We start from the raw sequence: 25,881 nt of genomic DNA on the forward strand, positions 1-25,881 counted from the left end.
GACCGCATCTGGAGGGCTTCCCGCAAGCTGAATATATCCTAGTGAGATAAACCGCCGCTTATCGCATATAACGATCTCTTCCACTCCATAACGCTAGAGGCTTTGCTGTTTTGCAAGCCATTGTTCGGCCGTTGTCGTGGCAATTCCCTGACGGTGATTGAAGGTATTTTCTTTATGCCAGGCCACACCATCAGGCCGTGCAAAAGCAAGCCGGTATTTAGCTCCGACATCTTGCGGATTCTGCTGCACGTCATTCTCAAGCTTTTGCCCGTCCAGTAATTTTCTGGTTACTTCACTGCCCCAGTGGGTATGCATGACGTCAGCAAGCTCGCGATAAGTCAGCGTATCCCCGGCAATAAAGACAATCTCATTACGGAAAGCAGGCTGACAGAAGAATATATCTGCCGTCAGCCGACCAATATCTTCAGGTGTGGTTAATGTCACCGCATGATCCCAGTTACCCAGGCCATAAACGGTTTTATTCTGTGCATCAACGACACCAAAGCCGGGTTCGAACAGGTAGCTGGTAAAAATCCCCGTAGAGACAATGACCCACTCTGTCGCGTTCTGCGCACGCAAAAGATGGCGAACATCAAGCTGTTCATCCCACACTTGTTGCCCGCTGCCTTTACCGATAACGTCATAATCAACACCGAACTGCCACGGGAAGTAACGGGCTACAGCCGCTTTTAATACCGCCTGCGTAATCTTTATCTGCGTGCCCGGGCCCCCGACAAAACCGCTGCAGTTGATGACGGCGTCGAAAGAACCAAATATCTCACTCAGCTCGTCAATACTGTTTTGGTGCAGATCGCCCTCGACTACACTGATGCCGAGTTTCATCAGCTCATCCAGCCGTGCCTTTCGTGAGCCAGAAATAGCATGAGCGGCTTCGCTTCTGAGTAGCACGCTGATTTTCAAATGGCTATGTTCCTGCGTTTTATTAGCCAACGCTCTTAGCACCTGAATCCCAAGCTCTCCCGCACCCAGTACAAGTAACGTTTCAATCGGTTTTTTTTCAACTTTCATTCTTGCTTCCTGTCACTTAAAAACGTCATCCTGACAGCTGAGATTGGCTGGTTCAATTAGGCACACGCATGATACCGGAGGGGATATGGAGTCTGAACGGGAAGCGCTTTTGCAATTTTCCAAAGAATTTTGTGCGGAGTTAAGCAACGACGATGAGGGTTTGAAACGAGAGATCCTGGCACATGCAGGTAATCGTTGGTCGCTGGGCGTGCTGCATATTCTCGGTACTCATGGGCCACTTCGCTATGGCGAAATACGCCGCACCCTCACGGGTGTCACGCAAAGAATGCTGACGCGAACATTGCGCCACCTGGAACGGGACGGGTTAATTTCCCGTTTTGATTATGAGGAAAAACTGCCTCATGTTGTTTATACAATTACAGCAACGGGAAAGGAAATGCTGTTGAAAATGCTGCCATTATGGTCGTGGATTATCACATCAGCCGAAGATTTCCGCTCAGCAAGAGAACGATACGACGGTGATTGAGTCGTCTAAATGCGAATGTCCTTTCACAAAGGTAGATACTCTATAAATCAGCTTGTTAGTATCGGATGGCATCAGAGGACTTTGTGCGTTATAGCATCAACCTATGAATTTCGAGAGTTATGTCGGGCGCCTGCCCGCTCCCCGCTCACAGCGTCATTTAATCTGACATATAGCAGCGCAGACGCCTCAAGAGTGTCCAGGCCAGGCTTTTCGATTTCCTGAATTCTCATGTTCCAGGCTCATGAATAACTGCTGTGATGACCTTTCAAGTATGTTGATTAATAAATCGCGTGGAAAGATTGTTTCATTGTTCTGTTTCAGCTCTTCGACTGCCCACCAATAGTGATCACGAATGACATTTTTTTCGTTGCGACTCCAGCCGGAGCAGTCGATCTCTGATTTCTCGGTATTAATAATAAAAAAGCGCTCTTCAGCGAAAACTTTCTCCCCGCTTGGCAGCATCATGGTGAAGGTTCTGGTTGCTATCTGCGGTCCTGTTGCTGTTCTTGTCAGACCGGTTTCTTCAAATAATTCGCGTAAGGCAGCCTGTTCATAGGATTCATTGTGTTCAAGTCCTCCACCTGGAGTTGCCCAGTATGTATTTCCACTTAAAGCATCCTCTGTATGGCAGAAACTAAAAAGCAGGACGCGATTTTCAGGCGAAAGGACAATCAATCGGGAAGATGGACGAGTGCGCATAAGACCCCTTTAATAACGTTAAATCCTGATTTTTGAAATTATGTATCCCGCCATCTTATGCTGGCAATGACGTTGACGAAGCGGGAGATGCGCACTATTTTTGAGCCAGGTTCCCGGACATAAGCACCAGGGCTATTCAGGCACTGAACAATCAAAAGATAAATAAATCAATCCCGGCCACAGTGCCAGGGCATTTTCATGATGATAAAACTTTCCGGGGCGGGTGTTGATGAGATTACGTTCACTGCAGGTTCTCTGTCTGCTCAACTTCTTTATCGCTGATGTCCGCGACGGACTTGGGCCGTTTTTAGGCATCTTTCTGGTGTCCCATCACTGGCGGGCGGAAGAAATTGGTCTGGTGATGACGCTGGGCGGTCTGGCGGGACTGTTGGCCACGTTCCCCGCGGGGATGATCGTCGATGCCACCCGTTATAAACGTCTGTTAATTATCACTGCCTCCCTGCTCATTACCTTGAGCGCGCTGGCCCTCTGGTTTTTCCCGACGTCCGCCGTGGTGATTTTATCGCAAATTATTACCGGTATCGCGGCAGCAATCGTCGCGCCCACCATTGCCGGTATCACCTTAGGCATCACCGGTCAGAAAGGGTTTTTGTCACAGATGGGCCGAAACGAAGCCTTCAACCACAGCGGCAATATGGCGGTTGCGGTGCTGGCGGCGTTCACCTGCTGGATCTGGGGCACCGGGTCGGTATTTTTACTGATGACCACCATGGCGGTCTGCGCCGTGGTCTGCACATTAGCGATTAATAAAAACGATATCGATCATGATGTGGCGCGTGGGATTGAAAAGCACGAAGGCCCTGCCGTTTCTGTCTCAGTTCTGGCATTGCTCAAGCGACCTGAACTGGCGGTAACGGGGATAACCCTGCTCCTCTTCCACCTGGCCAATGCGGCACAGCTGCCGATGTTAAGCATGCAGGCCGCCTCTTCTCCCGCAGGTTCTCTGTTCACGCCTGGCACCTATGCCGCTCTCACGGTCGCGATTTCTCAGGCGGTGATGATCCCCGTGGCACTGCTTACGGCGAGGTACGCCTCACAGTATGGCTACGCCAGGCTTATCGTCATTGCGCTGCTCGTGTTGCCTTTTCGGGCAGCAATTGCGTCGTTCTGGAGCAATGAATTCGTTTTATTTCCCGTGCAGGCGCTGGACGGTGTCGCTGCCGGTATTTTGGGCGTGGCCGTCCCCGGACTGATTGCCGCACTGTTTAATGGCTCAGGGCATATCAACGCGGCGCTTGGGCTCGTAATGTTACTGCAGGGACTGGGCGCCTCACTCAGCCCGGCGTTGGCTGGCACCATTGTCAGCCACACCTCATGGAGCTTCGCTTATCTTATTTTGGCGGCCATCGCGCTCTGCGCCCTTTGCATCTGGCTGCTATTCAGCAGGCACGTGTTTAAATCACTTCAACCTGAGCAAAAGACGTTGATGGGGGATAAGTGAGTTGAAAATCGATTGGCATAGCGCATTACTGACACGAACCACACGCGTCGATAAAAACTACAAAAATACCCAGAACGTTCGTCGTTTTATGGTTAAAGAGTGTGGGGAAGACTTTCGATTCGATCGGGAATTCATGATGTGGATACGTAATGAAGATGCCAAAACATTGGGGGACGTGGCAGACGAGTGGAAGCGCAGACATCTGTCCTGATGATGGATCGGGGCTTGTGCGAGTGACGGACAACAGATACTGCTCCATCGTCAGCTTGATGTGCATCAGCATCCTTTATTGATTTAAGAAAGACTCTACCGCGCTGGAAAACCGTTCTGGCTGATCAAGCATGACAAAGTGAAAACTGTCATCGATCCGCGTGAAATGGATATCGGGTGCAGAAGCATAGGCTTGACGGTACATTGCATCCACGCTGGCGGAAGGGATCCCGAATAAAGGGTCATACGCGTAGACGATTTCTATCGGCGCTTTGATGCGGGCGAGTTCGGGACGCAGATCGGTAATCATCAATTCATACACGGCATCCGCAACCGTTTTGCGATCGGAATTGATCCCCGCAGCCACTAAAGCTGGCCTCGCCGCCTCGGTCTTAGCCAATCGGATGATGGATGTTCTCTGAGACTCTTTGATTTGCTCCGGCGACTGCCCCAGTAGCCAATCCCGCGTAGTTGTAGCGTGCCGGACAGCAGTTTCGGTGGTCGCCGCAGGGTCAATCATCAATGTATAGAACGGCAAGGCATCGACGTTCATCAAACGACCGATCTGGTCGGGATGACGGGCCCCCAGCATCAATGCAATCTCCCCGCCAAGAGAATGGCCAACGATCGCCGGTGCTTTGATGTGCTGGGTTTGAATGTAATCAGCGATGGCCTCTACTGCCGGAGCGACGACCTTTCCCTGTGGATTGGAAATAGCAGGCGTACTTGCAAAGCCCGCAAGCTCAACAAGATGAATACGGTGGCTCATACGTAAAGTTGATGCTAAATCGGCCCAAACTTCGCGGGACGACGCCAGCCCCGGAATCAATATGACATCAGGGCCAGATCCTTGCGTCTGCACAGAGATACGCTGCGAACTCGGATGCTCTGAAGGTTTCGACATAGACTGCGTTGCGGATGCTGTGACCAAGACTGACATCAATAAAACAGCCCCTCCGATGGTGGCACGAATATATGCGGCAGGCATGAGTTAAGTCCTTGTTATTTATCCCTGATAAACCGGGGCAGCTGACAGAAGGGTTTATCATAAAAGATAAAATCATTGAGGGATGGATACAAGGGCTTTGGAATGTACCGGTTACCGTTCTTCACTGACAGCGATAAACGTTAGCCGGCTCCTCGCTCATAGCGGACCTTTCCTAACCAGAGGTCCGCTGTGTGCCAAAAGCGGACCTTGAGAAATTTCAGCTTCTCTGACTAAAGTGGAGTACTAATTTATATTTAAAACCACTCATTACGGGAGCTGGAAAGATGGAAACCGATTGGCATAGCTCATCACTAACACGTTCTACCATCGCTGATAAAAATTACAAAAACACACAAAACGTTCGCCGTTTTATGATCAAAGAGTGTGGAGAGAATTTCCGATTCAATCGTGAATTTATGATATGGATAAGTAATGCTACCCCTAAGAATTTGGGTGATGTCGTGGATGAGTGGAAACGGCGATATAAACGTTAAAATATGGATGTCAGCCTCTAACTTATAGCGAACCTTGTGCGTTCTGGCACAGGTTAGCACCTCGAATTTTATCTCGGCGACAAAGCAGTTTCGTAAGAAAGCTTAGTTTCTGTGGTGCTCAAACCAGTTAATATCAGGATTTTCATGGAAAAAATAATTCTTGTGCCGTCTAGTCTTGGTCTCAACCCTCTTTATGAAGGGCACATACCGGGCACATTCCGCGCGCCAGCAGTTCTCATGCACCACGGACTCGATAAAATATTTTCCTTTTGTAACTTTGTTACTGTTCCCTGCCCTGAATACAGTCCTGAATGTGAGTCAGGTACTGATATCCTGAACGGTCACAAGCTCAGACAACTTAATCTACAATTGGCTGATGAAGTTGAGGCGGCGCATCATCGCAACTTAAAGCCCGTTGTTATCGGAGGCGACTGCGCCATACTGCCCGGAGCCTTACTGGGCAGCAGGCGTCATTTAGGGCAACTTGCACTTGTGCATATTGACGGCCACAGCGATTTCCGTCATCCCGGAAACTGGAAGCGAGAACCAGGAGCACGACCAGGCGCTGCGGCCGGAATGGATTTGGCACTCGTTACCGGTCGGGGAGAGCCATTGCTGACTGCATGGCCCGGTATCGAAGGATCACTGATTCAGGATGACGCAGTGATTCAGCTGGGAGAGCGTGAGTCGCTCCTTGAAGATTATGAATGGCCTGACATTGTTGGCACTGATATCCGACGTATAACTATCTTTGACGCGCTTAAGTTGCCTGATCATCATCTCATCAATGTGATATTCGAGCGGCTCAACCTTTTTCCTGAAATGCCCTACTGGATTCATCTTGATATGGATGTCCTGGACAGTTCTGAAATGTCTGCAGTTGATTGTCCCGGCAATCCCGGTTTGTCTTCTGAAACACTTGTAAATGTCTGTCGCGAACTTTTCAGAAATATGCGCTGCTGTGGCATCACAGTGACCATTTATGATCCAGATTTAGATCATGAAGGTACAGCAGCAAAGCTCATTTTGGACATGCTCAGAAGCATAACTAACGATATCTGACCCACTTACAATCAACGCGGTTACTACGTCCGCTGTTCGCTCATAGCGGAAATCCTGCCTCGGTAGCCTGTCCGCTTCGTTTCAAAAGCGGATATCCCTAGACCAGGAGAGTGAATCAACGACAACCGGGCCCTACAGGCAGAAGATCACGACTGGCGGGAAAAATGCCGGCATTAATTTTCAAAACCGTTTCTGATCAACTGCGCTGTCCCCTTAAGCAGCAGTTTATGCAGCACGTCGTCAACCTCAGCCCGTTTATGTTCCAGCAGAGAGGAGATATTATCTTGGGTGATAGCGTCACCTTTTTTTATAATTTTCAGCACGGCATACCCTATTTCGCAGGCAATCACCCGGGCCTTTTCTTCATCCAGAATCATTATTTACCCCATTGAGAATAATCGGGGATTCTAACATGAAAAAATAAGATATAGCAGGGTCGAAAAGAAACCCTTAACGCGACCGCACCGGATCACCGAAAATGTGCGTTCTGACTGAAGATGAGTTAAAAATACGAACGCAGGATACCGCACGATTAAATTCATTTATCTGATGATTATTACTTAGCCCGTTCTAATGCGTTTACGTCTTAATAATCAACACACTAGCCCATACTCTGTGCAAGGGCATGTTGTTGTACAAAGCTCATGATAATGAATTTAATGGATTATTATCGAATGCTCGTCTCAAGCTGCCCTGTGATGTAAAAGAAAAAACAGAACATGCATTTTATATATAAAAAACCCCTTCTTATTTATTAAGTTTAATTTATATGGCAGGGAGTCGTTTTATATCGCCGTGTAATAAAATTGAAACAATTCATGCTCACAGTTAACGGCAGGAATAAATCAGACAGCGCAACATGCCAGGCAAACCGTGCTCTGGTAATAAACGGGAAGACAGGTTAACAGACATGATCAGCCAAAACGTAACGGTGGGTCCGCTGGACAGCCATATTTTCATATTATCACCCGCCGGTGAATTGTCTTCACCCGCCTTGAGGGACGACCGCTCTGTGGCCGATCTCTGTATCAGAAAAGGACCGGCGATCGTTGTGGTCAGTGCCCCAGAGGGCATAACTGCAGACCAAAAATTAGCTGGGATCCTGCGGTATTTTGAAGAGGATGAAAAGCGGCCGCTCATGATATTCCCGCAGACACGCCCTGAAGACGATGAAAAATTCAGGGCAATATGCAGCGGGCTAAAGGCCGGTCACTGGGTGTTTGTCACCCTGTCCGGGCCGGTTACGGGTCATCCCGATACCGTCATCCACAGGTTACGGTCCTGCTTACGCGATGCACGGCCTTAATAATCAAAACGGCCCCGGATAAGCCACGGCGGAATTCTGCCCTGGCCGTATGACTGCACTGTGCCGACCGCCGACGTGGCAAACACCCGTGCGAGTAATGAATAAAACAGGGAGCTACCTTTAGCTACGACTGAAAACCAGCTTCAGGCCAGCAATAGCAAAGCAGCAGGCTAACAACGCATCAAGCCCGCGACGGATTCGACGATAAAATGCGCTCATTAATGCCGTTGAGAACAGCAGCGCGTAACCGCAGAACACCGCCACGCAAATAGCTGCACAGCCGAAGATGATCATGGGCAAAGTATAAGCTGCCGCACCTGGTTTGAGTGCTATAGACATGATCGCCACCCAGGTGAGGATCGCTTTAGGATTGCCAACGTGCATCAGGATACCCTGACGGAAAAGTTCGCCATACGCGAAGCTTTTATCATGGGTCTTAAACACCGTGGGATCAGAAGGCGAAAGTGCCGATTTACTCGCTTTGAACGCCAGCCATAACAGGTATAAACCGCCGCCGATTTTTAACACGATCAGCAATTGCGCGAAGGTCGACAGCACGGTTAGCACGCCACAGGCCGCCAGAAGTGCCCACATCATCGACCCACCTATCACGCCACCAGCCAGAGCCAACGCCGCCCCACGGCCCTTATTCATTGCCGTAGCCATAATAGCCATGTTGCTCGGTCCGGGGCTGGCAGTTGCGATAAAGTAAGTGGAATAAATCAGAATTAATTCATGGGATAGCGCCATGTTTTCCTCAGCGGTAAGGTTGTCCTTTGCGTCTGTTATATCTATTCGCGCAAATATTTACTATATCCTGTCGCTGATTTCTTCACCTGACAGGGAACAATCCTGCCGACCCGATAAAAGAGGAAAAACCATGCGGACAGTTTCTATTTTTAAAAACGGTGCTAACCGCGCGAACCTTCTGCCGCGCGATCTGGACTTTGAGGGCGTCAGCGAACTGGAGATTGTTCGCGAAGGCGACAGCATTATCCTGCGTCCCGTCCGGCCGACCTGGGGCTCGTTTACGCAGCAGGAGAAAGCTGATGAGGACTTTATGGCCAAGCGTGAGAACGATGTCATCGATGAAAGATGATTTCAACCACGAACAAAACCGATATGCTTGATACCAATATCTGCTCGTTCATTATGCGCGGGCAGCCGGAAACCGTAATCCGCGCCATCGCAGCCGGTGCAATCCTGGTGACAAACAATACGAGAGAGTTTTAGCGGGTGCCCGGTCTGGTTTTAGAAGACTGGGTTAACTAACGATGCCTGAGTGGCCTGTCATCGCTGGAACTGGCGACAGAGGTTCAGGACCCGCTCAGGAGTGGAAGCTCAGCATAGGTGATTCATTACGATAAATTTGTTACGAGACCGGCAATCTGCCGCTACTTCTCTAATCTCTTTGGTATGGAAATAAGATGCTTTTACCCGTTTTAATTTTTACACAAACCCTCTACCCATCGTCATTTCAACTATGAATCGTCCGCTGTTTGTCTCTCTGGACGGCCCCAAGGGGGTCGGTAAAACCACACTGTTGGAGGCCGTTACCCAAGTACTCAGGGCTGATAACAAAAAGGTGATCCGGCTGTGCGAGAAAAAAAGCGATCCCTGGCGGAAAGAGACCATGGCCCTGGTAAACAGATTTGCCAGAGATCCCGCCATGGATTTGGAACGGGAAATTTGTCAGCGCTTTGCTGATAGCCGTGCATGGATTTCCCGGCATGTGCTGGCTAAACAGCCAGCGGGCAGCATCATCCTGATGGATCGCTGGTACCCGTCGGATGCCGCGTTTCGCCGGATGGTTCCGTTTGCAGAGATTTTACAGCTTAACCTCGAGAGAAACGTGCGCACGCCAGATCTGCATGTCGGGGTGGCCACAGCGCCGGAGATTTCATGGGCCAGGGCCGCAGCCAGAACGCGTGGGCTAAGCAGTACGGTGATCCACAAGCTGGACGATCATGTCGCGTGTACCGAGGCGTTCGAGCGAGAAGTTGCAGATAACGGCTGGGTTTTATGCCGTAATGACGGACCGCTCGAGGTCGCAACGATGCACGTGGTTTCTGAGATCACCAGGGTGCATGGGTGCCTGTAAGCATCGATTTTGCGGGCAGATCATCTCAAACAAGATCTTCCTCCTCGCCTGTCCTCACCCGTCGACGATGGCAGTCGCCAGGCGCCAGTTTATTGCCGTCAGATGAGCGGACCTCCAGCGACTGAACCGGTTCTCCAAGCGCGTTATCAACAAGGACGGAATGTATTTCGCCCTTCTCAAACACATTGCGCTCGCCCCACTGGCGGATTGCCACCACGATGGGGAAAATACTCCGCCCTTTATCGGTAAGAACATACTCTGAATACGCGCTACCGTCTGAGGCCGGACAGATCTCAAATACCCCGATATCAACCAGCTGTTTCAACCGCGAAGACAGAATATTTCGGGCCAGCCCTAAATTCTTCTGGAACTCACTAAAACGGCGCACATCATCAAATGCCTCACGAATAATCATCAGGCACCAACGTTCACCAATCGACTCTAAGGTCCTTGCAACGGGACATTCGCTGGTCCGAAGTGATTCCTGCTTTGCCATCCGTTTTATCTCTTCGTTTGCGAAAACAGGTGCCAGCATACCTCCCCGGAAAAGAGGTTGCAAAAAAAAACCACTCAGGTAAGTTCTTGGCAATGTAGTTTCAAAAAGAAACCAGAGAGGGTGGTATGGACGGTAAGGCAGAGACGCATTCTGACGTTGTAAAACAGACATCTGTCGCAGGTGACAGGGAGATTTCACCGTGGATAACCTTTTTGTTCTCACTCACCTGCGCCCTGGCGGTGGCAAATGTCTATTCTGCTCAGCCTCTACTTGAATCTATGGCAAGCAGCCTGAATGTTGAACCCGGTCTGATTGGCAGCGTCATCACCCTCACCCAGACAGGCTACCTGGCCGGCCTGCTCTTTCTGGTTCCACTTGGGGATTGGCTGAACAGAAAAATCCTTGTTATCACTTTGCTGGGATTTTCAGTACTGGCCCTGATCGCGGCCGGATTAGCTAAGAATCTGCCGATCCTGCTGTGTGCGATGCTTTTGATCGGCTTGATGGCGGTCGTGGTTCAGCTGATGGTTGCCTGGGCAGCAATACTGGCAACGCCCCACAAACGTGGCGCGGTGGTAGGTCAGGTGACCAGCGGCATTGTGTTGGGGATCCTGCTGGCCCGCTTTATTTCGGGAACCATTGCCGATCTTGCCGGTTGGCGGGCGGTGTATCTGGTCGCAGCCTGCCTGATGATGATCATTGCATTCGTGCTGGCGAAAGTGATGCCAGCCTCCCCACCGCCGGCGACCAAACCCCGCTGGTCCGCTCTGATGCTGTCTGTCTTTCGCCTGTACAGGACGGAACCTCAACTCAGGACGCGTGGCGTTTTGGCGCTGCTTATCTTTGCGGCTTTCAGCATGCTGTGGACCACCATGGTTATGCCGCTCAGTGCCATGTCGCTTTCACATACGCATATAGGCATGTTTGGTTTAGCGGGTATTGCGGGCGCGCTGGCCGCCTCGAAAGCGGGGTTGTGGGCAGACCAGGGTAAGGGACGGCGCGCCAGCGGCGTCGCTCTGGCCTTGCTGACACTCTCATGGCTCCCCATCGCCTGGGCCGAAACATCACTGTTATGGCTGATTATTGGCGTCATCATGCTCGACTTTGCGGTACAGACGGTACATGTGATTAATCAGAGCATTATCATTTCAGCCAGGCCCGCTGAGGCAAGCCGCCTTGTGGCCGCTTATATGTGTTTTTATTCGATCGGTAGCGCCATGGGCGCTCTTGCCGCCACTCAGCTCTATGCGCTCTGGGGATGGCCATCCGTTTGTATCGCGGGTGCATTGGTCAGTGCCTTTGCGTTTATCTTATGGTCAGGAATATCTAAATCATGAAATTATCTCATCTACTGCTCGCGATCCTGATAACCGCCATCTGGGGTATTAACTTTTCAGTGATTAAGATCGGACTGAGTTCGGTCGATCCCTTTATTCTGGCAGGAATACGTTTCACGCTGTGCGCCTTGACGGCATTATTCTTTATTAAAAAACCGGATGTCCCATGGCGCTATATCATCGGCTATGGTCTGGTTTTTGGGATCGGTTTATGGGGACTGGTTAATCTGGGAATTAAAGCCGGGCTTTCTGCCGGAATAGCTTCACTGCTGCTGCAATTCAGCGCCTTCTTTACCATCTTACTTGGAAGTGTGGTGTTTAAAGAAAGCCTCACCCGCTATCAAATTGCGGGCTTCGCTCTGGCCTGTACGGGTTTGCTGAGTATTGTTTTCATCACTGATGGTTCCGTGACGTTCGCAGGGACGCTGCTGGTACTGGCCGGCGCGATAGCCTGGAGCATCGCCAATATTATTATCAAGCGTTCCGCGACCAAACAGATTTTTGCCTTCCTGGTCTGGTCGAGCGCCTTTTCACCCCTCCCCCTTTTCCTGCTGGACTGGCTGGTCAACGGTAGCAACGGATACACTGCGCTCGTCAGCCACGTTGATTATCGCGCTGTGCTGTCAATATTATTCCAGGTTTATCCTAATACGCTGTTTGGCTATTGGGTGTGGAATTCCCTGCTGAAGCAATACCCGATTTCTACCGTGGCCCCCTTGTCGCTGTTAGTTCCTGTGTTCGGCATTCTGGGATCGATGGCGATATTTGGGGAAGCTATCTCGTCGCTGAAGATTCTTGCACTGCTGCTGATTATTTCCGGGTTGGTTGTGGGTCTGTATGGTTATCGGCTCAGGTGTTTGTTACCTAAAAAGCCAGTCATTTCTCAGCGACGAGGACGAAGATAAAATCAACCCTTTGGGGTTATTCAGGTCCCTGGGTGTGAAGAAAAGCCAGACCGCCGCGCTGACCAGATAATCAGCCAGGTAAAGAACAATAAGAGGATCAACAGGGATGAAAACCCTCTTACTCCTGTTAAGTTCAACAGCCCCGCGCCCACCAGTCCGCCTCCGGCAATGGCGAGATTCCAGGCGGTTACCAGCATCGACTGGGCGACATCGGCGGCTTCACCGGCCGTTTTTGCTACCGCGGTCTGGAACAGCGTTGCCGCGCCACCAAATGCCAGCCCCCAACCGGCGGTGGCGATGAATACCAGGGCTGGTGTTCCCATTGCCAGTATCAGCATAGCGAACGCAAACAGCGCCGTGGCGGCCAGCGTTAATTGACCGAGCCACCGGTCAATCATCAGCCCAACACCCCAAATGCCGATGATCGAAGCGAGACCAAACACCAAGAGAATCGCGCTGATATTGTTGCCCATGTTCAGCTTTTGTAGCAGGGGAGCGATGTAGGTATAAATAATGTTGTGCGCAAGAACAAATATCAGCGTGGCGGCAAGAACAGGTCGGATGCCCGGTGCCAAAAAAACACGCCTTAACGACAACCGTTTTGTCGCGGCCTGACCGGGAAAGTCCGGCACGCTGAACTGGATCCATCCCATCAAAAAGAGCGTCATGCCGCTGATGATATAAAAACAATTACGCCATCCAATGTATTCACTGAGCCAGCTCCCCAATGGAATGCCCACTGACAGAGCGAGAGGTGTGCCAACCATCGCCAGCGCGATGGCCCGGCCTTTAAGCGCATCCTGCACCAGACGGGCGGCATAACCGGCTATCAATGCCCACAGCAGCCCTGCCGAGACGCCTGCAATAAACCTGGCGGTCAGCGTCAGCCAGTAACTCGCTGAAAATGCAGTGACCGTATTGGCCAACGCGAAGCCGCCAACCGCAAAAAGAAGTAACGGCCTTCGACGCAGCCTTTGCGTGGCAAGCATCAGTGGAATGGCCGCCAGCAGAGAACCCAGCGCATAGACTGAAACCAATTGCCCGGCGAGTGAATTTGAAATAGCCAGACTGTGGCCAATCTGAGGCAGCATCCCGGCAGGTAATGCCTCGGTTAGAATAGTAATAAAACCGGCAAGGGCCAGTGCGCAGAGGGGAGAGACGGGCAGTTTGTCAGCCCTGTTTTGTTGAATCGCGTAAGTTTTCATCCCGCATACACCGCGGTTTTTTTGCGAGAAATAAGTAACATAATCCCCGTCAAATGCTGCCGTTCAATTGCCTGTTTAACGACATTTGCTATCGCATCACCACCGTTTAGCCGGTGAGTAATCATATTCATAAGGTTTTTCCACGCGTTGCCAAAGAGACCATTACCTTATCCGTGCCTTTATTAAAGAAAAACCAGGGTATAGTTCCCTTTACTCCGGAATATATTTCTTGAATGGATGGCGTAATGGAAAGTCTGAGTGGCATCGACGTATTTGTGCAGGTAGCGGAAACGCGGAGCTTTGTCAGTGCCGGGCGCCTGCTTGGACTTTCGGCCTCGGCAGTGGGAAAAAATGTAGCCCGGCTTGAGGAAAAACTGGGCGTGCGGTTGTTCCACAGAAGCACCCGAAGTATCACGCTGACCGCTGAAGGACTGCTCTTCCTGGCGCGATGCAGGCGTATTATCGCGGAAATTGAAGCGGCGCATCTGGAGTTATCACAGGCCAGAAGCAACCCTTCCGGCAGGCTGCGCATCAGTCTGCCACTGGTCAGCTCATTAATGCTGCCCGTGCTCGGTGATTTTATGCGCCAGTATCCGGAAATCAGCCTCGATCTGGACTTCACTGATAATTTGGTAGACGTCATCCAGGAAGGTTTTGATGCGGTGATCCGCATGGGAGAACCCGCAGATTCGCGCCTGTCCGCCAGGCGGCTTGGGTATTTTGGCAGTGTGCTGGTTGCGTCTCCGGCTTATCTGTTGGAGAAAGGCCTGCCGCAATCTCCCGACGATCTCTTACAGCACAGTTGTCTGCACTACCGTTTTTCACATACCGGCAAGTTAGAAAATTGGCCATTGCGTCTGGCCGGACATCTGACCCTGCCGGTGTCGATGGTGTGCAATAACATCGAAACACGTGTCTGTTTCGCCCTGCGTGGGCTTGGGATTGCCTGGCTGCCGGATTTTGCCGTACGGGCGTTAATTGCAGAGGGAGAACTGGTTTCAGTACTTGATGAGTTTATCGACTGGCAGGGCACTTTTCATATCTTATGGCCTGCGAGTCAACATGCTTCACCTAAGATCCGGGTATTAGTCGATTTCCTCACTGCACATTTCAGAAAAAACGCGCTGAGCCTGCTCAAGGTTAAATAACTATCCAGCACCGAAGCCTGAGGGGTGGCAGCACAGGGCGCGTTGGCCGGGTGGATGCCGCAGGGTTGCGGCATCCCTTTTATCCCGACCCTATTCCTGACCAAACAACGGAATCGCTTTGCCGGTGATATAGCGCTTACGCAATTTGGCAGACACGTAATCCATCGCCATCACGATCACCACCAGAATCAGGGTGATAAACATCACCACATCCCAGTTCCATAAACGCATATTCTCGGCATACACCAGACCCACGCCGCCTGCGCCGACAAACCCCAATACCGCCGCTGAACGGGTGTTCGACTCAATCTGATACAGACTCAATGCCAGAAACGCCGGGAAAGACTGGGTGAAAATCGCGTAGCGGTGCTTCTGCAACGCGTTCGCGCCCACCGCATTCAATCCCCTGCCCGGCGAGCGCTCGACCGCTTCGTGCCCTTCCGCATACAGCTTGCCCAACAACCCGACATCCTGCATCACAATCGCCAGCACCCCAGCCAACGGCCCCATCCCGACGGCGCGGACAAAAATCAGTCCCCAAATCGCCATATCAATGCCGCGCATAATATCCAGTAAACGCCGGACCACCAGCGCCACCGGCCGCAGCGGCTTCGATGACATCACATTGCGCGCCGCAAGGAAAGACACCGGTAACGCCACCAGCGTGGCGGTGAGGGTGCCGGCAAACACGATCGCCAGGGTGATGAAAATCTGGTTGAAGTAATAGGCGAACGGCCAGTTGGCCACGTCATGCCAGACAAACATCCGCAGGAAATAACGGCTGATTTGCAGCGAACCGGTGGCGATCTGCGCCCAGCTAATGCCAAACATGTTAAAAAAGAAAATGTAGTAAGCCAGAATGCACGCCGCCACCATTCCTGTCCGGCGCAAATAACGGCGCTGAACAGAAAACAGCTCGCTGTGCTGCGCTTTCAGGCGGTGCAATGTCTCTGAACCGGCTAGTGCAATCATGCTGCTTTCCCCTCAACCACCCAGCGGCGTAACCGCCCGGAGAGCGTATCCAGTAACGACACCACCACGATAATCAACAGCATGGTCATGCTCACCTGATCGTAACGATCCAGTTTGATATTGGTCATCAGCTCCTGACCTATCCCACCGGCACCCACCAGCCCGAGAATGGTCGACTGACGGAAATTCACCTCAAGACGCATAAAGCTGTATGACAGAAACACCGGTTTCACCTGCGGCCACAGGGCAAAGCGCATTCTCTGCAACGGCCCGGCACCACAGGACGCCAGCCCGCGCCCCGGCTTGTCGGACGCACTCTCAATCGCTTCATAAAACAGCTTGGTCAGACTGCCGATGGTGTGCAATGCCAGCGCCATAAAGCCGGGGATCACCCCAATGCCAAAGGCCATCACAAACATCACCGCCCACGCCAGCTCGGGCATGGTGCGTAAAAAGGCCACCGCCGTGCGGATGGCATAGCGCACCGCAACCGGCGACTGGGTATTATCCGCCGCCAGAAACGCCAGGATCACCGCGACAATCACCGACAGGATGGTCGCCGCTAACGCCAGATTCAGCGTCTCCCAGATTAACGGCAGCTGAATATGCAGACGGTAACCCCAGTACGCCAGCGACCCTTCCGTGTGCCCATCGGCAAACAGCATCTTCCAGTGCAGAACAGGGACGGTTTCGGCCAGGTAATCGAAGAAATGCGGAAGGGATGACCAGACGGTGGTCAGGCTGAACTCAGAAATAGTGCCGGAAGCCAGATACAGTGCCAACAGAACCAGTGACCAGAGCACCGTATCGCGTTTTTGCCTGCCACGGATCTGCTGATAATAGCGCTCGAACTCAGTGTTTTGCATACGGAACTCTCTTCTGGCAACGCCCTGCTCACAGCACAGGGCGTTGCCCGCAGTGACAGCTTAACGCGCGCCCTTGGTCAGCTCGCGTTTCATATCGATGATGTTTTTGTAGTCAGCCACGGTGGCTGGCGCAATGTGCTGCGTGCCGCCCATCGCCTTGATAAAGCAGCTGTGGTTGCTGGTATCCAGCTTCTTAATGGCGGTAATCAGTTTGGCTTTGAACTCCGGATCCAGCTTGTTGCTCACCAGGATTGGGCCGTTAGGAATCAACGGCGATTCCCAGATAATGCGGATTTGCTTCATCAGGTCCGGGTGATCCATGCGGATCATACGGGTGAACGCGCCGCTGGTGTAACCGGTGTTGTAATCACCGATCATTGACGCCCAGGTCACCGCGCCTTCGAACTGGCCGTTCAGCACGCCTAACACGTCCTGCTCATGGCCACCGGAGAAGGTCACGCTTTTGAAGAAGCCGTTGTACTTATCATCCACGCTGCCGCCAAACTCTTTCTTGAACGCCTGGTTCGGGATCAGGAAGCCAGACGTCGAATCCGGATCGGCCATGCCGAATGATTTGCCCTTCAGGTCGGACAGTTTTTTGTACGGGCTGTCGGCCTTGACGATCACCACCGAGTGGTAACCGGTTGACTTGTCGGTGTCGTCCGCCGCGATGCCGACCACGTCCACCGCTTTCGGATCGTTGATGTACACCGAAGCGTAAGACGACGGTGACATGCTAAACACCATATCCACTTTGCCGCCCAGCAGGCCCTGGATCACGCCAGAGTAGTCGGAAGAGTTGCGCAGCCTGGTATCGGTACCCAGCTCTTTATCAAAGAAATCCTTCACGCACTGGTTATCACCAATCTGCTGCGTGGCGTTCTGACCACCCAAAATGCCTAAGTTCAGTTCCTTTGGCGTGGCAGCCTGAGCAACGCCAGACGCCATCACGCTGGCCAGTACTGCCGATAAAAATAATTTTTTCATTGCTGAGTCCGTATCCCAAAAAGGTCTTAGTTAAGTTGCGTCATCTCTTCGCCATACAGCGTATGGAGAAGATCTTCTGTTAACTGCGACGGATGCCCGTCAAACACAATGCGCCCCTTGGCAATGCCAATGGCGCGGGTGCAGTACTCTTTCACCAGCTCAACCGAATGCAGGTTGACCATCACGCTGATGCCGTTGTCGCTCACCTGACGCAACACATCCATAATGCGGCGGGTGTTTTTTGGATCGAGGGAAGCGACCGGTTCGTCGGCCAGCAGAATCTTTGGGTTTTGCATCAGCGCACGGCAAATCGCCACGCGCTGCATCTGTCCGCCGGACAGGTTCTCGGCGCGTTGCAGCGCCTGCGGCAGCATATTCAGCCACTCCAGCAGGCCAATCGCACGGGCACGATCCGCATCCGGGAACACTTTGAAGAAGGATTTCAGGGTAGAGGTCTGGCTGAGACGGCCAAGCAGGACATTGGTGAGCACATCGAGGCGCGGAACCAGGCAGAAGTCCTGGAAAATCATCCCGCATTCGCTGCGCCATTCGCGCATCTGGCGCGCATTCAGCTCAACGATGTTCTGCTGTTGACCGCCGTCGCGGTAATTAACAATTTCACCGTCCGTGGCCGGTAAGGTGCCGTTCAGCACGTGCAGCAAGGTGGATTTCCCCGCGCCGGAACGGCCAACCACCGCCACCAGCTCACCGGCGTGCAGATCGAAATTGATGTCGTGCAACACGCGTTCCTGCGCGTTATAGGCTTTGCCGAGGCCCTTCACTGCCAGAACTTTTTTCTGTGCTGCCCGTAGCGGTGTGACGTCAGGAGCGGGAGCCGGTTTTAAAAGTGCCTGTGCCATAATATTTCCCGTAGTGAGTCAGGCGTTACGCCTTGTGCGCCCTATTAAGGGTGAGCGGGGTGACGTTTTAATGACAACAGGATGATGAAAGCGTGACGCCGGAAGGTGAAAGAGAAAACCCCAGCGCCATCAGGCCGTTTACGCCGCGGGCTCGGACAGCAGCGTCAGAAAATGGTCCAGCGTCTGGCTGAGCGGACCGTCGTTATTCAGCATCGTGCAGCATGCGGGCGCTCCTTCCTCTGCGCGGCGCAGCCGAAGGGCAATCTGCTCTTCGCTCTCCCTGCCCCGCTGACGCAGCCGCTGCGCCAGCACGTCAGGCGAGACCTGCAAACAGACCGGCAGCAGCTGCGCGCCATAACGCCGTTCAACGGCCGGCAGATGCAGCCGTGAACCGTTCACCACCACATCCAGCCCTTGCGATAGCCAGAAGTCGATCTCGATGCCCAGCGCGTAGCTGTGCTGATGCGCCTGCCAGTCAATGGCAAACAGCCCGCTCTCTCGCCGCCGGCTGAACTCGGCCTCGCTGAGGGCGACATGGTTTTCGCCCCCGGCGTCGGCAGCGCGGGTAATGTAGCGATGGGCCACCAGCACCCCGGCAGGAGCCGTTTCCCGCAGCGCGTCAAGCAGGCTGTCCTTGCCCGATCCTGATGCGCCCATCAGCCAGATCAGCCTGGCCATCAGTAAACGGCCTTGCCTTTCGCCCACACCGACCGCACGTAAACCTGCTGGTTATGCTGCTTAACCAGCACCAGATCGGCGCGCTTCCCTTCGGCAATTACCCCGCGATCGTGAAGGCCAATCGAACGGGCCGGATTGCGGGTCACCAGCGCAATGGCCGCCGGCAGGTCGTAGCCATTATCTGCATCGTTGGCGATACGGAAGGCCGCATCCAGTAGGCTGGCCGGATAGTAATCGGAGGAGAGAATATCCAGCAGACCCAGCGCCGCCAGCTGATGCGCGGCCACGTTGCCGGAATGCGATCCGCCGCGCACGATGTTCGGCGCGCCCATCAGCACCTGCAATCCCTGCTCGCGGGAGGCTCTCGCCGCCTCTTCGGTGGTTGGGAATTCCGCAATCACGCTGCCCACCTGCTTTGACTCTTCAACGTGGGCCAGCGTGGCGTCGTCATGACTGGCCAGCGGAATATTGTATTTGCGGCACCAGGCGGAAATCCCTTCGCGGTTCGGCTTTGACCAGCGATCGGCATAGCGCAGCTGGCTGGATTCAAACTCATCCATTTCCGTATCGCTCAGGTTGTATTTGCCCTGGAAATAGACGCGGTACTTCTCCAGCGAGGTGTACTGACGCTGGCCCGGCGAGTGGTCCATCAACGACACCAGCGACAGTTCCGGCGTGCACATCAGCTGCTCAAACAGCGGCTGGGTGGAGTCATGCGGCAGTTCGCAGCGCAGGTGCAGGCGGTGCTCGGCGCGATTCAGGCCGTGCTTTTCGCTGTAGCGAATGGCGTTGATCATCTTCTCCAGATTATCCAGCCGGTGGCCGCCGTCACGCACGTCGCCGACCCCAATCGCATCCAGCACGGTAGTAATGCCGTTGGCGACCATCAGCGCATCGTGGCTGCTCATCGCCGAGTGGGCCGGCCAGTCCACCTTCGGACGCGGGGTAAAGAATTTGTCGAGGTTATCGGTGTGCAGCTCGACCATCCCCGGCATCAACCAGCCGCCTTCGCCGTCGATTGCGCCCGGCAGCTGGCTTGCGGTGTCCGAAAAAGCCCGGATCACGCCGTTTTCACCGGCCAGCGATCCGTTGACCACTTCATTTTCCAGAATCAGTTTGACGTTATTGATGATCATAAGGCGCTCCCGGTCACAGGGTTCATCACATGCAGACGGTTGGCAATACGGTCGCGCACCGCGCTATCGTGGAAGATGCCCACGATGGCGGCACCGCGATCGCGGGCTTGTTCAATCAGGCTGACCACCGCGGCGCTGTTGGTGCTGTCCAGCGAGGCGGTCGGTTCATCCAGCAGCAACACCGGATAATCGGCGATAAAGCCACGGGCGATGTTTACCCGCTGCTGCTCACCGCCCGAGAAGGTTGACGGTGCCAGTCCCCACAGGCCGGAAGGCACATTCAGACGGCTGAGCAGGGCTTTGGCGCGCTCCTCGCTCTCCTGACGATCCACTCCCCGTTCCCGCAGCGGCTGCGCCACCACGTCCAGAGTGGTGATGCGCGGGATCACCCGCAAAAACTGGCTGACCCAACCAATGGTGTCGCGGCGCAGTGCGAGGATCTGTCGCGCCGGCGCGCTGACCAGATCGATCCATTCCTGCTGATGCCTGACCCAGATATGACCGCTGTCCGGCAAATAGTTGGCGTACAGCGAACGCAGCAGCGTGGATTTCCCGCTGCCCGAATGGCCGTGCAGCACCACGCATTCCCCCGCCCCCACCTCCAGGCTGGCATGCTGTAAAACCGGAAGCTCGGCACCGTGCTGATTATGCAGCACGAAGGTTTTCGACAAATTTTCGACGCGAAGTTGAAGAGTCATGTTTTATTCCAGAGTTAACCCAACACCGAAGAGACCAGCAGCTGCGTGTAAGGATGATGCGGATCGTCCAGCACCCGATCGGTCAGCCCGCTTTCCACCACCTCACCCTCTTTCATTACCAGCAGGCGATGGGCCAGCAGACGCGCGACGCCCAGATCGTGGGTGACAATCACCACCGCCAGATTCAGATCCCGCACCAGGCTGCGCAGCAGATCGAGCAGGCGCGCCTGCACCGACACGTCCAGCCCGCCGGTTGGCTCATCCATAAACACCAGCTTCGGATGCGTTACCAGGTTGCGGGCAATCTGCAGACGCTGCTGCATGCCGCCGGAGAAGGTGCCCGGCAGATCGTCGATGCGCGACAGCGGGATTTCGACATCTTCCAGCCACTGGCCGGCCGTCTCGCGGATGTTGCCGTAATGGCGCTGGCCGACGGCCATCAGCCGCTCGCCGATATTGCCCCCGGCAGACACCTGCGGACGCAGGCCATCCATCGGATACTGATGGACCACGCCCCATTCGGTGCGCAGCAGCCGGCGGCGATCGCTTTCGTTTAAGGCGTACAGATCCTGTCCCTGATAAATAATGTTGCCCTGCTGCGGTGCCAGGCGCGCGGAAATGGCCTTCAGCAGCGTGGTTTTACCGGAGCCGGACTCGCCGACAATGCCCAGCACTTCACCGGGATACAGCTCGAACGACACGTCGCGGAAGCCTTTGCCTGGCGCATAAAGGTGGGTTAACTGGTTAACGGCCAGCAGGGGGTGTTCGCTGATCATGCTTGGTGTGCCTCTTGTTGCTGGTGGCAGTAATCGGTGTCGGAGCAGACAAACAGCCGGGTCCCCTGATCGTCGAGCACCACTTCGTCCAGATAGCTGTGCCGTGAACCGCAAATCGCGCAGGGTTCTTCCCACTTCTGCACGGTGAACGGGTGATCGTCAAAGTCCAGGCTTTCCACCTTGGTGTACGGCGGCAAGGCGTAGATGCGCTTTTCACGCCCGGCACCAAACAGCTGCAGCGCGGGCATCATGTCCATCTTCGGGTTGTCGAATTTCGGGATTGGCGACGGGTCCATCACATAGCGATCGTTGACCTTCACTGGATAGGCGTAGGTGGTGGCGATATGGCCGTAGCGGGCGATATCTTCATACAGCTTCACCTGCATAATTCCGTACTCTTCCAGGGCGTGCATGGTGCGGGTTTCGGTTTCGCGCGGCTCGATAAAGCGCAGCGGTTCCGGGATTGGCACCTGGAAAATCAGGATCTGATCTTCGGTCAGCGGCGTTTCAGGTATACGGTGACGGGTCTGAATCAGGGTGGCATCCACCGTGCGCTCGGTGGTCGCCGCGCCGCTCACCCGCTGGAAGAAGCGACGGATCGAGACGGCGTTGGTGGTGTCGTCCGCGCCCTGATCAATCACCTTCAGCACATCATGTTCGCCAATGATGCTGGCGGTCAGCTGGATGCCGCCGGTGCCCCAGCCATAGGGCATCGGCATTTCGCGGCCGCCGAACGGCACCTGATAGCCCGGAATGGCCACCGCTTTCAGGATCGCCCGACGAATAGTGCGTTTGCTCTGTTCATCAAGGTAGCCGGGGTTATAACCGCTCAGTTCAGTCACGGTGCTTCTCCTGGTATTCGGCACGCAGGCGGTTGAGCAGCTCAAGCTCGGCCTGGAAATCAACATAGTGCGGAAGCTTAAGGTGCGAGACGAAGCCCGCCGCCTCCACGTTATCGGCGTGGGACAGCACAAACTCTTCGTCCTGCGCCGGGCTGGTCACGCGCTCGCCGTGTTCGCCGGTTTGCAGCGCGCGATCCACCAGCGCCATCGCCATTGCTTTGCGTTCGGCGCGGCCAAACACCAGGCCATAGCCGCGCGTCAGGTGCGGTGCCTTATCGGCAGGCGTGGTGAAGCCGTTGACCATCTCGCATTCGGTCAGCAGGATCTCGCCGATATCCAGCGAAAAGCCCAGCTCTTCCGGCGCAATCTCCACCGTCAGATAGCCGGTGCGGATTTCCGCGGCAAACGGGTGATTACGTCCGTAGCCGCGCTGGGTCGAGTAACCCAGCGACAGCAGGAAACCTTCATCGCCGCGCACCAGCTGTTGCAGACGGGCGGAACGCGGCGACGGATAGGACGGCGGATCGCGGGTGATATCCACCGGTTCGCTGCCGTCATCCTCTTCCCGCAGGGCCAGCCCTTCGCGCGTCATCAGGTCAAAGGTATGCGCGCAGCGTTCATCCAGCGGCTGTTCGGCACGCGGCGCAGCGGGCGCTTTACCTTCTGCCAGCAGGGTGAAATCCAGCAGGCGATGGGTGTAGTCATAGGTCGGGCCGAGCACCTGTCCGCCGGGCAAATCTTTGTAGACGGCGGAGATGCGACGTTCCAGCCGCATATTCTCGGTGGCCAGCGGCAGGCTGTCGGCCAGGCGTGGCAAGGTGGTGCGATAGGCGCGCAGCAGGAAGATGGCTTCCACCAAATCGCCTGAGGCCTGCTTGATCGCCAGCGCCGCCAGTTCACGATCGTGGATGCCGCCTTCGGTCATCACCCGATCGACCGCCAGCCCGAGCTGCTGGTCGATCTGCTGGCACTGCAGTTCATCCTTGCCTTCGCCACGGCGCAGGTTTTCCTGCAGCTGATGGGCGGCTTCAATCGCCTTCTCGCCCCCTTTAACGGCAACGTACATCAGCAGACCCTCACGTCAGTGGTGCGTGGCAACGCCATCATGTTTTCGCCACAGGTGAAAATCAGATCGATGCCCTGCGGGAAGCAGTGCGGGCGCTCGCGCAGATATTGCAGCACGCCTTCCGACAGCTGCGGTGCAATCGCCCGCGTTTCCAGCAGGCCGGGACCGCTGAGGCGCAGCGTCAGCCCGCCGTTGAGGCCTGGCACTTCGATAATCACCGTGGTGCTTTTCTCCGGCGAAACGTTATTGCCTGCCGAAAACTGCCCAATCGCGGTATCGGATTTGGCATGCAGCAGCGCAAACGGCGCGTCGGTCTGTTCGGTTACCGGCGCGCCGGTGTGGAAGCGCAGATTGGTCAGCAGCGCCTCGTCATTCAGGGTGCTGTCGAGGTAAACCGGCGTTTCCCGGTCGACCAGCGTCATCAGTACCGCGGTGGCGGCGGAAGATACCCGTCCCCAGGCCGGCAGCTGCGGCAACGAGACCATCACGCCCGGCTCGCTCATGGCTTTCAGGATGCGGCGAAAGGCCCGCTGGGAATCGGCAACCGGATGGGTAAAGCTGGCAAGTAAGGTCATTAATTATCTCCCCGGACAAGGGTAAAGAAGTCGACGCGGCTGCTGGCGATTTCGCGGGCACGCTGGGTCAGAAGCTCCTGGCGGGCGGCGGCCAGAGGCGCGATGATCTGTTGCTGTATCCGTTCGGCGCTGCTGCTCTGTTGCAACAGGGCATCCAGTACCGCGCACAGTTCGGCATGCGCTTTATTACGGCCTATCACGTAGCTGTAACCACAGATGCCGTCATCCAGCCGCACCACGGCGCGGGTGACGGTGGTATCGCCCACAATAAAGCGGCGACCGGTGCCGCCCATTCTGGCCTGCAGGCGGGTCAAACCGGTTTCCGGCACCCTCAGTTGTTCGTAATGCGGATGAAGATTCAGCGGCTGCCAGTGGGCCAGCAGCTGCGCGGGCTGACAATGAGCCAGCACCGACAGCCAGCGCTGTCTTGCCTTGATCGGATCCATTTAGTGCTCCAGCGTCAGTTCAATCATGTCGGCGCGCGTCAGGCTGACGGAGTATTCCGCCAGTTGCTGCTCGCCGGTGGTGTTAAGCGTGCGGACGCACAGCAAAGGCGAGTGCAGCGCGACTTCCAGCAGCTTGCTCTCCTTAGCCTGGGCGCGCCGTGCGGTAATGCGGGTCTGCTTGCGGGACAACGCCAGCGACAGGTTCTGTTGCATATAGTCATGCAGCGATCCGCTGTTGAACTGCTGCAGGCTCGGCCACCAGCGCAGGTCGGGAAGATAGTGATTAATCACGCACACCGGCACGCCGTTCACCCGACGCAGGGTGCGCAGATGGATCACCGTGTCGCCCTCAACGAGGCCGAGCGCCGTGGCGATTTCCGCATTGCAGGGACGCAGCACCGCCAGCAGACGTTCGCTGGTGGGATGGCTGCCTTGCTCCAGCAGGTTCTGGCTGAAGCGCGCCTGAGAATGCAGCGGATAGTTGTACGGGCGCATCAGCACCAGGATGCCAACGCCCTGCCGCCGTTGCACCAGGCCTTTATTGACCAGCTCATCCACCGCGCGGCGTAGCGTATGGCGATTAACGGCATAGCGCTCCGCCAGCTGTTTTTCGGAAGGCAGGTATTCCCCGCAGCGGTAGGTGTTGCTGAGTTCCGTTTCAAGCTGGGCGGCAATCGCCTGATATACAGTGGTCGGATGTCTGGACAGGTTCAGCATGGAAAAATCCTCAATCACAGGGAGGAGGCGGTGTCGCGAGACGGCAATGCTCTGGCGACCTGACTTTTTCAATGCAGGTATGGTGCGTGCGCAATGTGACAGCGGGGTTAAGGCTAAGTGTCGGGCAGATGAATTTGAGGCTCAGGACAGAGTCAGGCAGTGAGCGTGCGCATTTGCAGAACCGGTTTTCGGAAAACAAGGAAGATTAGCAGCAGATATCAGGTCAGGATTATTGGCGCGTAGCCCGAAAGGTATGATGAATAATAAAAACCATTACATCTCTTATTAACATTTTATTATTATGCGCAACACCAATACTCTTCTGGCGTCCGC

At 54.6% G+C, this 25,881-nt stretch carries 32 protein-coding genes; 11 read left to right on the forward strand and 21 right to left on the reverse strand.

All coding sequences use genetic code 11. From position 1 onward, the window contains the following. Positions 1-93: 93 nt before the first annotated feature. Positions 94-1,029, reverse strand: a complete 936-nt coding sequence (locus EBC_RS15375) for an aromatic alcohol reductase (protein WP_013202745.1) — start codon at positions 1,027-1,029, stop codon at positions 94-96. Between the two features lie 85 nt (positions 1,030-1,114). Between EBC_RS15375 and EBC_RS15380 the strand changes: the two genes are divergently transcribed. Next, positions 1,115-1,516, forward strand: coding sequence for a winged helix-turn-helix transcriptional regulator (locus EBC_RS15380; protein WP_013202746.1), 402 nt, complete (start codon positions 1,115-1,117; stop codon positions 1,514-1,516). Between the two features lie 186 nt (positions 1,517-1,702). Here the strand turns inward: EBC_RS15380 and EBC_RS15385 are convergent, their stop codons facing one another. Further along, on the reverse strand, positions 1,703-2,215 hold the full coding sequence (locus EBC_RS15385) for an NUDIX hydrolase (protein ID WP_081461040.1): 513 nt from the start codon (positions 2,213-2,215) through the stop codon (positions 1,703-1,705). Between the two features lie 229 nt (positions 2,216-2,444). On the opposite strand from EBC_RS15385, the gene EBC_RS15390 reads away from it, so the two are divergent. Beyond that, the gene (locus tag EBC_RS15390) at positions 2,445-3,677 is read left to right on the forward strand and encodes an MFS transporter (RefSeq protein WP_013202748.1); all 1,233 of its coding nucleotides are present in this window, start codon (positions 2,445-2,447) and stop codon (positions 3,675-3,677) included. A 1-nt stretch (position 3,678) separates the two neighbouring features. Then, entirely contained in the window at positions 3,679-3,888 is a 210-nt protein-coding gene (locus tag EBC_RS26175) for a DUF6434 domain-containing protein (RefSeq protein WP_071822120.1), read from the forward strand. 75 nt (positions 3,889-3,963) lie between these two features. On the opposite strand, the gene EBC_RS15400 is transcribed toward EBC_RS26175, so the two are convergent. Further along, on the reverse strand, positions 3,964-4,875 hold the full coding sequence (locus tag EBC_RS15400; protein ID WP_013202749.1) for an alpha/beta fold hydrolase: 912 nt from the start codon (positions 4,873-4,875) through the stop codon (positions 3,964-3,966). 284 nt (positions 4,876-5,159) lie between these two features. Between EBC_RS15400 and EBC_RS25165 the strand changes: the two genes are divergently transcribed. Both EBC_RS25165 and EBC_RS15405 read left to right on the forward strand, forming a co-directional pair. Further along, positions 5,160-5,369 carry a DUF6434 domain-containing protein gene (locus EBC_RS25165; protein WP_071822121.1) on the forward strand — a complete coding sequence of 70 codons (210 nt, stop codon included), beginning with the start codon at positions 5,160-5,162 and terminating at the stop codon, positions 5,367-5,369. Positions 5,370-5,513: 144 nt separating this feature from the next. Continuing rightward, positions 5,514-6,431, forward strand: coding sequence for an arginase family protein (locus EBC_RS15405; protein ID WP_013202750.1), 918 nt, complete (start codon positions 5,514-5,516; stop codon positions 6,429-6,431). Between the two features lie 173 nt (positions 6,432-6,604). Here EBC_RS15405 and EBC_RS15410 read toward each other — a convergent pair whose 3' ends face one another. Beyond that, positions 6,605-6,808, reverse strand: a complete 204-nt coding sequence (locus EBC_RS15410) for a hypothetical protein (protein ID WP_013202751.1) — start codon at positions 6,806-6,808, stop codon at positions 6,605-6,607. A gap of 533 nt (positions 6,809-7,341) precedes the next feature. Here EBC_RS15410 and EBC_RS15415 point away from each other — a divergent pair. After that, entirely contained in the window at positions 7,342-7,737 is a 396-nt protein-coding gene (locus EBC_RS15415; RefSeq protein WP_157868026.1) for a hypothetical protein, read from the forward strand. A 120-nt stretch (positions 7,738-7,857) separates the two neighbouring features. Here EBC_RS15415 and EBC_RS15420 read toward each other — a convergent pair whose 3' ends face one another. Then, entirely contained in the window at positions 7,858-8,487 is a 630-nt protein-coding gene (locus EBC_RS15420; protein WP_013202753.1) for a LysE family translocator, read from the reverse strand. 130 nt (positions 8,488-8,617) lie between these two features. On the opposite strand from EBC_RS15420, the gene vapB reads away from it, so the two are divergent. Further along, a complete protein-coding gene (vapB, locus tag EBC_RS15425; RefSeq protein ID WP_013202754.1) occupies positions 8,618-8,836 on the forward strand; it encodes a type II toxin-antitoxin system VapB family antitoxin in 219 nt (72 codons plus the stop codon). 384 nt (positions 8,837-9,220) lie between these two features. Further along, positions 9,221-9,838 carry a dTMP kinase gene (locus tag EBC_RS15430; protein ID WP_013202756.1) on the forward strand — a complete coding sequence of 206 codons (618 nt, stop codon included), beginning with the start codon at positions 9,221-9,223 and terminating at the stop codon, positions 9,836-9,838. Between the two features lie 25 nt (positions 9,839-9,863). Here the strand turns inward: EBC_RS15430 and EBC_RS15435 are convergent, their stop codons facing one another. After that, positions 9,864-10,334: a winged helix-turn-helix transcriptional regulator gene (locus EBC_RS15435; RefSeq protein WP_041692348.1), complete on the reverse strand. Its 471-nt coding sequence runs from the start codon at positions 10,332-10,334 to the stop codon at positions 9,864-9,866. 125 nt (positions 10,335-10,459) lie between these two features. On the opposite strand from EBC_RS15435, the gene EBC_RS15440 reads away from it, so the two are divergent. Together EBC_RS15440 and EBC_RS15445 are read left to right on the forward strand one after the other, a co-directional pair. Next, on the forward strand, positions 10,460-11,671 hold the full coding sequence (locus EBC_RS15440) for an MFS transporter (protein WP_041692045.1): 1,212 nt from the start codon (positions 10,460-10,462) through the stop codon (positions 11,669-11,671). Then, positions 11,668-12,576, forward strand: coding sequence for an EamA family transporter (locus EBC_RS15445; RefSeq protein WP_013202759.1), 909 nt, complete (start codon positions 11,668-11,670; stop codon positions 12,574-12,576). Before EBC_RS15440 ends, EBC_RS15445 begins: the two co-directional genes overlap by 4 nt. A gap of 20 nt (positions 12,577-12,596) precedes the next feature. On the opposite strand, the gene EBC_RS15450 is transcribed toward EBC_RS15445, so the two are convergent. Together EBC_RS15450 and EBC_RS26250 are read right to left on the reverse strand one after the other, a co-directional pair. Continuing rightward, a complete protein-coding gene (locus EBC_RS15450; protein WP_013202760.1) occupies positions 12,597-13,781 on the reverse strand; it encodes an MFS transporter in 1,185 nt (394 codons plus the stop codon). After that, positions 13,778-13,912 carry a hypothetical protein gene (locus tag EBC_RS26250; RefSeq protein ID WP_269446429.1) on the reverse strand — a complete coding sequence of 45 codons (135 nt, stop codon included), beginning with the start codon at positions 13,910-13,912 and terminating at the stop codon, positions 13,778-13,780. The genes EBC_RS15450 and EBC_RS26250 overlap by 4 nt, the downstream gene beginning before the upstream one ends. Before the next feature lie 114 nt (positions 13,913-14,026). Here EBC_RS26250 and EBC_RS15455 point away from each other — a divergent pair, with 114 nt between their 5' ends. Beyond that, the gene (locus tag EBC_RS15455; protein ID WP_013202761.1) at positions 14,027-14,929 is read left to right on the forward strand and encodes a LysR family transcriptional regulator; all 903 of its coding nucleotides are present in this window, start codon (positions 14,027-14,029) and stop codon (positions 14,927-14,929) included. Between the two features lie 90 nt (positions 14,930-15,019). Here EBC_RS15455 and phnE (EBC_RS15460) read toward each other — a convergent pair whose 3' ends face one another. The 13 genes from phnE (EBC_RS15460) to phnF all read right to left on the reverse strand — a co-directional run bounded on the left by phnE (EBC_RS15460) (position 15,020) and on the right by phnF (position 25,548). Then, complete coding sequence (phnE, locus tag EBC_RS15460; RefSeq protein WP_013202762.1) at positions 15,020-15,901, reverse strand: phosphonate ABC transporter, permease protein PhnE; 882 nt, start codon at positions 15,899-15,901, stop codon at positions 15,020-15,022. Continuing rightward, positions 15,898-16,767, reverse strand: a complete 870-nt coding sequence (gene phnE / locus EBC_RS15465; RefSeq protein ID WP_013202763.1) for a phosphonate ABC transporter, permease protein PhnE — start codon at positions 16,765-16,767, stop codon at positions 15,898-15,900. The genes phnE (EBC_RS15460) and phnE (EBC_RS15465) overlap by 4 nt, the downstream gene beginning before the upstream one ends. A 60-nt stretch (positions 16,768-16,827) precedes the next feature. Beyond that, positions 16,828-17,754, reverse strand: a complete 927-nt coding sequence (phnD, locus tag EBC_RS15470) for a phosphonate ABC transporter substrate-binding protein (protein WP_013202764.1) — start codon at positions 17,752-17,754, stop codon at positions 16,828-16,830. A gap of 26 nt (positions 17,755-17,780) precedes the next feature. Then, a complete protein-coding gene (gene phnC, locus EBC_RS15475; protein WP_013202765.1) occupies positions 17,781-18,614 on the reverse strand; it encodes a phosphonate ABC transporter ATP-binding protein in 834 nt (277 codons plus the stop codon). Between the two features lie 138 nt (positions 18,615-18,752). Then, on the reverse strand, positions 18,753-19,292 hold the full coding sequence (gene phnN / locus EBC_RS15480) for a ribose 1,5-bisphosphokinase (protein WP_013202766.1): 540 nt from the start codon (positions 19,290-19,292) through the stop codon (positions 18,753-18,755). Beyond that, the gene (gene phnM / locus EBC_RS15485; protein WP_013202767.1) at positions 19,292-20,428 is read right to left on the reverse strand and encodes an alpha-D-ribose 1-methylphosphonate 5-triphosphate diphosphatase; all 1,137 of its coding nucleotides are present in this window, start codon (positions 20,426-20,428) and stop codon (positions 19,292-19,294) included. The genes phnN and phnM overlap by 1 nt, the downstream gene beginning before the upstream one ends. Further along, positions 20,425-21,126, reverse strand: a complete 702-nt coding sequence (phnL, locus tag EBC_RS15490) for a phosphonate C-P lyase system protein PhnL (RefSeq protein ID WP_013202768.1) — start codon at positions 21,124-21,126, stop codon at positions 20,425-20,427. Before phnL ends, phnM begins: the two co-directional genes overlap by 4 nt. A 14-nt stretch (positions 21,127-21,140) precedes the next feature. Then, positions 21,141-21,902, reverse strand: a complete 762-nt coding sequence (gene phnK / locus EBC_RS15495; protein ID WP_013202769.1) for a phosphonate C-P lyase system protein PhnK — start codon at positions 21,900-21,902, stop codon at positions 21,141-21,143. After that, entirely contained in the window at positions 21,899-22,744 is an 846-nt protein-coding gene (locus EBC_RS15500) for an alpha-D-ribose 1-methylphosphonate 5-phosphate C-P-lyase PhnJ (RefSeq protein ID WP_013202770.1), read from the reverse strand. The genes phnK and EBC_RS15500 overlap by 4 nt, the downstream gene beginning before the upstream one ends. After that, positions 22,737-23,810 carry a carbon-phosphorus lyase complex subunit PhnI gene (locus EBC_RS15505; RefSeq protein ID WP_013202771.1) on the reverse strand — a complete coding sequence of 358 codons (1,074 nt, stop codon included), beginning with the start codon at positions 23,808-23,810 and terminating at the stop codon, positions 22,737-22,739. Before EBC_RS15505 ends, EBC_RS15500 begins: the two co-directional genes overlap by 8 nt. After that, entirely contained in the window at positions 23,810-24,385 is a 576-nt protein-coding gene (phnH, locus tag EBC_RS15510) for a phosphonate C-P lyase system protein PhnH (protein WP_013202772.1), read from the reverse strand. The genes EBC_RS15505 and phnH overlap by 1 nt, the downstream gene beginning before the upstream one ends. Then, positions 24,385-24,831, reverse strand: a complete 447-nt coding sequence (gene phnG, locus EBC_RS15515; RefSeq protein WP_013202773.1) for a phosphonate C-P lyase system protein PhnG — start codon at positions 24,829-24,831, stop codon at positions 24,385-24,387. The genes phnH and phnG overlap by 1 nt, the downstream gene beginning before the upstream one ends. Continuing rightward, positions 24,832-25,548, reverse strand: coding sequence for a phosphonate metabolism transcriptional regulator PhnF (gene phnF, locus EBC_RS15520; RefSeq protein WP_013202774.1), 717 nt, complete (start codon positions 25,546-25,548; stop codon positions 24,832-24,834). Positions 25,549-25,881 lie beyond the last annotated feature (333 nt).

Origin of the sequence: Erwinia billingiae Eb661 (assembly GCF_000196615.1) — a bacterium.
In the GTDB taxonomy this organism is placed as follows: domain Bacteria; phylum Pseudomonadota; class Gammaproteobacteria; order Enterobacterales; family Enterobacteriaceae; genus Erwinia; species Erwinia billingiae.

Bases quoted from the DNA above. Each gene is read 5' to 3' on its own strand.
- EBC_RS15375 (WP_013202745.1), bottom strand. From the start codon at position 1,029: ATGAAAGTTGAAAAAAAACCGATTGAAACGTTACTTGTACTGGGTGCG.
- EBC_RS15380 (WP_013202746.1), top strand. From the start codon at position 1,115: ATGGAGTCTGAACGGGAAGCGCTTTTGCAATTTTCCAAAGAATTTTGT.
- EBC_RS15385 (WP_081461040.1), bottom strand. From the start codon at position 2,215: ATGCGCACTCGTCCATCTTCCCGATTGATTGTCCTTTCGCCTGAAAAT.
- EBC_RS15390 (WP_013202748.1), top strand. From the start codon at position 2,445: ATGAGATTACGTTCACTGCAGGTTCTCTGTCTGCTCAACTTCTTTATC.
- EBC_RS15400 (WP_013202749.1), bottom strand. From the start codon at position 4,875: ATGCCTGCCGCATATATTCGTGCCACCATCGGAGGGGCTGTTTTATTG.
- EBC_RS25165 (WP_071822121.1), top strand. From the start codon at position 5,160: ATGGAAACCGATTGGCATAGCTCATCACTAACACGTTCTACCATCGCT.
- EBC_RS15405 (WP_013202750.1), top strand. From the start codon at position 5,514: ATGGAAAAAATAATTCTTGTGCCGTCTAGTCTTGGTCTCAACCCTCTT.
- EBC_RS15410 (WP_013202751.1), bottom strand. From the start codon at position 6,808: ATGATTCTGGATGAAGAAAAGGCCCGGGTGATTGCCTGCGAAATAGGG.
- EBC_RS15415 (WP_157868026.1), top strand. From the start codon at position 7,342: ATGATCAGCCAAAACGTAACGGTGGGTCCGCTGGACAGCCATATTTTC.
- EBC_RS15420 (WP_013202753.1), bottom strand. From the start codon at position 8,487: ATGGCGCTATCCCATGAATTAATTCTGATTTATTCCACTTACTTTATC.
- vapB (WP_013202754.1), top strand. From the start codon at position 8,618: ATGCGGACAGTTTCTATTTTTAAAAACGGTGCTAACCGCGCGAACCTT.
- EBC_RS15430 (WP_013202756.1), top strand. From the start codon at position 9,221: ATGAATCGTCCGCTGTTTGTCTCTCTGGACGGCCCCAAGGGGGTCGGT.
- EBC_RS15435 (WP_041692348.1), bottom strand. From the start codon at position 10,334: ATGGCAAAGCAGGAATCACTTCGGACCAGCGAATGTCCCGTTGCAAGG.
- EBC_RS15440 (WP_041692045.1), top strand. From the start codon at position 10,460: ATGGACGGTAAGGCAGAGACGCATTCTGACGTTGTAAAACAGACATCT.
- EBC_RS15445 (WP_013202759.1), top strand. From the start codon at position 11,668: ATGAAATTATCTCATCTACTGCTCGCGATCCTGATAACCGCCATCTGG.
- EBC_RS15450 (WP_013202760.1), bottom strand. From the start codon at position 13,781: ATGAAAACTTACGCGATTCAACAAAACAGGGCTGACAAACTGCCCGTC.
- EBC_RS26250 (WP_269446429.1), bottom strand. From the start codon at position 13,912: ATGAATATGATTACTCACCGGCTAAACGGTGGTGATGCGATAGCAAAT.
- EBC_RS15455 (WP_013202761.1), top strand. From the start codon at position 14,027: ATGGAAAGTCTGAGTGGCATCGACGTATTTGTGCAGGTAGCGGAAACG.
- phnE (WP_013202762.1), bottom strand. From the start codon at position 15,901: ATGATTGCACTAGCCGGTTCAGAGACATTGCACCGCCTGAAAGCGCAG.
- phnE (WP_013202763.1), bottom strand. From the start codon at position 16,767: ATGCAAAACACTGAGTTCGAGCGCTATTATCAGCAGATCCGTGGCAGG.
- phnD (WP_013202764.1), bottom strand. From the start codon at position 17,754: ATGAAAAAATTATTTTTATCGGCAGTACTGGCCAGCGTGATGGCGTCT.
- phnC (WP_013202765.1), bottom strand. From the start codon at position 18,614: ATGGCACAGGCACTTTTAAAACCGGCTCCCGCTCCTGACGTCACACCG.
- phnN (WP_013202766.1), bottom strand. From the start codon at position 19,292: ATGGCCAGGCTGATCTGGCTGATGGGCGCATCAGGATCGGGCAAGGAC.
- phnM (WP_013202767.1), bottom strand. From the start codon at position 20,428: ATGATCATCAATAACGTCAAACTGATTCTGGAAAATGAAGTGGTCAAC.
- phnL (WP_013202768.1), bottom strand. From the start codon at position 21,126: ATGACTCTTCAACTTCGCGTCGAAAATTTGTCGAAAACCTTCGTGCTG.
- phnK (WP_013202769.1), bottom strand. From the start codon at position 21,902: ATGATCAGCGAACACCCCCTGCTGGCCGTTAACCAGTTAACCCACCTT.
- EBC_RS15505 (WP_013202771.1), bottom strand. From the start codon at position 23,810: ATGTACGTTGCCGTTAAAGGGGGCGAGAAGGCGATTGAAGCCGCCCAT.
- phnH (WP_013202772.1), bottom strand. From the start codon at position 24,385: ATGACCTTACTTGCCAGCTTTACCCATCCGGTTGCCGATTCCCAGCGG.
- phnG (WP_013202773.1), bottom strand. From the start codon at position 24,831: ATGGATCCGATCAAGGCAAGACAGCGCTGGCTGTCGGTGCTGGCTCAT.
- phnF (WP_013202774.1), bottom strand. From the start codon at position 25,548: ATGCTGAACCTGTCCAGACATCCGACCACTGTATATCAGGCGATTGCC.